The following is a 3,879-nucleotide window of genomic DNA, read 5'->3' as shown; positions in this document are numbered from 1 at the left end:
CCGTCCGCGGTGAGGCGGATCCGGTCGCACTGGCGGCAGAAGGGCCGGGAGACGCTGGCGATGACGCCGAACTCGACGCCCGCGACGCGGTAGAGGCGCGCCGGCTGGTGCGGCTCCGCCTCCACGCTCTCCACGGGGCCGAGCCGGGCCGCAGCGGCCAGGATCTCGTCCGCCTCCACCACGCGCTCGCGGCTCCACCGGCGGTCGCCGTCGAGCGGCATGAACTCGATGAAGCGGACGAGGAGGCCGTTCTCGCGGCTCCACTCGAGGAAGGCGGGCACCTCGTCCTCGTTGACGCCCCGCATCAGCACCGTGTTGATCTTGACCCGGAAGCCCGCCGCCCGGGCGGCGCGGATCCCCTCCAGGACGCGCTCGAAGGTGTCGCGCCGGGTCAGCTCGGCGAAACGCTCGCGACGCAGGCTGTCCAGGCTGATGTTGAGCCCGCGCAGCCCCGCCCGGCGCAGCGCCTCCGCCTTCTCCGGGAGGAAGTAGCCGTTGGTGGTCATGGAGAGGTCGGCCAGACCCGCGATGGCCGCCAGCTCCTCCACCAGCACCTCCACCTGGGGCCGGACCAGCGGCTCGCCACCGGTCAGGCGGATCCGCTCCACCCCCAGGCCCACCGCCACGCGCGCCAGGCGCGCGATCTCCTCGAAGCTGAGGATCTCGCCCCGGGGAAGCCAGCGCACGTTCTCGCTCGGCATGCAGTACTGGCAGCGGAAGTTGCAGCGGTCGGTGACGGAGATCCGCAGTTTCCGGGCCACCCGCCCGAACCTGTCGACCAGCCCAGGCGCCACACCGATCACTTCCTTACGGGAGAGGCTGCGGTCCGGACGGCCGCTATCCAGACTCTATCACCCCGCCCGCCGGGCGGCGAGCGGGGCCCGCGCGCCGCGTTGTATCGCCGCGAGGCACGGAGATACCCTGTGGGGGGAAGGGGATGCCGCATGCGAGAAGGAGCCATCGACCGCCGGGCCAAGTGGATCGCGATCCGCAACTACGCCGCATCGGCGCCCATGGACGTGGGCCGGGTGGCGATCCTCTCCTTCCTGGCGGGGCGGCTGGACCAGGTCCACTTCGTCCGCGACCTGGAGGGCGCCCGCGTAGCCCTGCGCCTGACGAATCCGCGCCGGCTCGTCGTCCCCGGACCGCCCTTCCAGGCGGTGGTGGACGGCGTGCCCGTGCCCAATCCCATGCTCTTCATCGCCGCCATGGCCGAGCGGGACGATGCCATCTACGTCCGGCTCGACTTCGACGGGGCGGAGGGGGCCGACTGGTACCAGGCCGTCCTGGAGGAGGGCGCCGGCCGCGCCGGCCGGGCCGCCGAGGAGGATCCGCGCTGGCGGATCGACCTCCTGCGCGAGCGCGTCAACCACGCGCTCGACGTCTACCGCGAGTGCCGCCGCCTGCTCGACGAGGGCCACCCCGAGCGCGAGGCGGAGCTCCGCTTCTTCCTGGACATGGCCCGCACCGAGATGGCCGACCTGAGCCGCGAGATCCGGGAGCTAGGGGCCCAGCTGCCCCGGCCCGAGGGCGAGGGAAGCCGCCTGGGCCCCGACCCGCACGCCCAGGGCTGAGCCCTCCCGGCGGCTCCGGCCCCTCCCCCTGCCGGTCGCCCGCCTCCCGGCCGGCAGGGAGCGGTCGCCCGCCTGCGAAGAAGTACCCCCTTTGGATCGCCCGACCCCCCTCGCCCCGCCGGCCAGGCGGACGGCGGGCGACGTCGCGGGGGCCCGGGCAGAGGGGGTGGATCATGAGCGGAGAGGACGTGCTCGCCATCACGGGCGGGCGCGTGGTGACGGCGAGCGGCCCCGTCTACGACCCGGGCACGGTGCTGGTCCGGCAGGGGCGCATCGCCGCGGTGGGACCGGCCGACGACCCGGCGCTGGCGGTGCCCGAGGGGGCGCGGCGCATCGACGCCCGCGGGCGCTGGGTGACGCCCGGCTTCGTCGACGCCCACAACCACGCCGGTCTTCACGAGGAAGCCAACGGTCCCGCAGGCTCCGACGGCAACGAGCTGACCGACCCCGTGACGCCCCAGCTGCGCGCCCTGGACGCCGTCAACCCGGAGGACGAGGGGCTGCGCGACGCGCTGCGCGGCGGCGTCACCACCCTCTGGCTCACCCCGGGCAGCGGCAACGCCATCGGCGGGCAGGGCTCCACCTTCCACGCCTTCGGCCGCACGGTGGAGGAGATGCTCCTGCGCGAGTTCTCCGGCCTGAAGCTGGCGCTGGGCGAGAACCCGAAGCGGGTCTACGGCGAGCAGAAACGGATGCCCTCGACGCGCATGGGTACCGCCTTCGTCATCCGCGAGGCCTTCGTGCGGGCGCGGGAGTACATGGAGAAACTGGAGCGAGCGCAGGACGACCCCGAGCGGCGGCCTCCGCGCGATCTGAAGCTGGAGGCGCTGGCCCGCGTCCTGCGCGGCGAGGTGCCTGTGCGCAACCACTGCCACCGCGCGGACGACATCCGCACCGCCCTGCGACTGGCCGACGAGTTCGGCTACCGCCTGGTGATCGACCACGGCACCGAGTCGCACAAGCTGGCCGACGAGCTGGCGCGTCGCGGCGTGCCGGTGGCCTGGGGGCCCGCCACCACCTCGCGGAGCAAGGTGGAGCTGCGCGACCGCACCCTGCGCACGCCCAAGCTGCTGGCGGAGGCGGGCGTCCGCTTCGCCATCATGACCGACCACCCGGTCATCCCGGTCTGGCTCCTGCGCATCACCGCCGGGCTGGCGGTGGGCGAGGGGCTGGACGAGGAGGCCGCCTTCCGCGCGCTGACCGTGGTGCCCGCCGAGATCACCGGCGTGGCCGACCGGGTCGGCTCGCTGGAGCCCGGCAAGCTGGCCGACATCGTCCTCTGGGACGGTCATCCCTTCGAGGTGCGCACGCGCCCCGAGCAGGTGCTGATCGAGGGGCGGGTCGTCTGGAGCCGCGAAGGGTGAGCCGCCTGCCCTCCCGGCGTCCAGGTCCGGCGGGGACGGCGGCGCGGGGCGAAGCCGCGGCGGCCGCTCCGCGCCACCGCCAGCTGGCGCTCCTGCCGGCCGAGGGCCGGCTGGTGCTGAGCACCACGCGCCTGGAGGTCTGGCGCACCTGCCGCCGGCGCTATCTCTTCCAGTACGTCCAGCGCCTGCCGGCCAGAACCACCGAGCCCCTCTGGATCGGCCGCCTGGTCCATCGCGTCCTCGAGCGGCTGGCGACCCTGCCGCCGGGCGAGCGCACGGCGGGGACCGCCTTCGAGCTGCTGGACCGGCTCTGGCCGGAGGAGCCGGAGCGCGAGGGCGTCTTCGCCGACCCGAATCGGGAAGAGGCGGCGCGCCGCCGGGCGCGCTCCATGCTGGCCGGCTGGGCGGCGCGCGAGCGGGAACGGCTCCGCCCGGACAGCCGCCTCTTCGGCCTGGAGCTGCCGCTCAGCCTCCCGCTGGGCGACGGCCTCGCCTTCACCGGGCGGGTCGACCGCCTGGAGTGGCGCGACGGAGGGCTGGAGCTGGTGGACTACAAGACCGGGCGGGCCTCCGGTCCGGCCGTCCTCCGCCGGAGCCTCCAGGCGGTGGGCTACGCCTGGCTGGTGGAGCAGGTGCTGGGGCGGCGCGTGGAGCGCGTCACCTTCTGGTTCCTGGCCTCGGACCGCCTGGTCTCGCTGCCGGTGGACCGGGAGGCCTGCGCCGCCCTGCCGGGCGAGCTGCGCGCCGACGGCCGCGCCATCCTGTCCGAGGAGGTCTACCCCGCCCGCCCCGGGCCCGCCTGCCGCTGGTGCGACTACCTCGCCCTCTGCCCCGAAGGCCAGGAGTCCGTCCGCCGCTACGCCTCGCGGGGCGGCCGGGAAGCCGCGGGCGGAAGGTAGGCGCGGAGCATGTAGTAGAGGTCCTCCGGCCGGCGCGCGCCG

Annotated in this window: 4 protein-coding genes; 3 read left to right on the top strand and 1 reads right to left on the bottom strand. The window is 74.8% G+C overall.

Annotated features, from left to right (window positions below; all coding sequences use genetic code 11):
* A partial coding sequence (gene moaA / locus K6U79_11265; GenBank protein MCL6522931.1) for a GTP 3',8-cyclase MoaA occupies positions 1 to 845 on the bottom strand: 845 nt, incomplete at its 3' end.
* A gap of 99 nt (positions 846 to 944) precedes the next feature.
* On the opposite strand from moaA, the gene K6U79_11260 reads away from it, so the two are divergent.
* The 3 genes from K6U79_11260 (at position 945) to K6U79_11250 (ending at position 3,837) form a co-directional block, all read left to right on the top strand.
* Positions 945 to 1,574, top strand: a complete 630-nt coding sequence (locus tag K6U79_11260; protein ID MCL6522930.1) for a hypothetical protein — start codon at positions 945 to 947, stop codon at positions 1,572 to 1,574.
* A gap of 173 nt (positions 1,575 to 1,747) precedes the next feature.
* Positions 1,748 to 2,938, top strand: coding sequence for an amidohydrolase (locus tag K6U79_11255; GenBank protein ID MCL6522929.1), 1,191 nt, complete (start codon positions 1,748 to 1,750; stop codon positions 2,936 to 2,938).
* Complete coding sequence (locus tag K6U79_11250; protein ID MCL6522928.1) at positions 2,935 to 3,837, top strand: PD-(D/E)XK nuclease family protein; 903 nt, start codon at positions 2,935 to 2,937, stop codon at positions 3,835 to 3,837. The genes K6U79_11255 and K6U79_11250 overlap by 4 nt, the downstream gene beginning before the upstream one ends.
* Positions 3,838 to 3,879 lie beyond the last annotated feature (42 nt).

This window comes from Bacillota bacterium (assembly GCA_023511835.1).
In the GTDB taxonomy this organism is placed as follows: domain Bacteria; phylum Bacillota; class Sulfobacillia; order JAIMAT01; family JAIMAT01; genus JAIMAT01.
This window is presented reverse-complemented; position numbering and strand designations above follow the sequence as displayed.

What these genes read in the sequence shown, in the direction of transcription:
- K6U79_11260 (MCL6522930.1), top strand. Translation starts at nt 945, where the DNA reads ATGCGAGAAGGAGCCATCGACCGCCGGGCCAAGTGGATCGCGATCCGC.
- K6U79_11255 (MCL6522929.1), top strand. Translation starts at nt 1,748, where the DNA reads ATGAGCGGAGAGGACGTGCTCGCCATCACGGGCGGGCGCGTGGTGACG.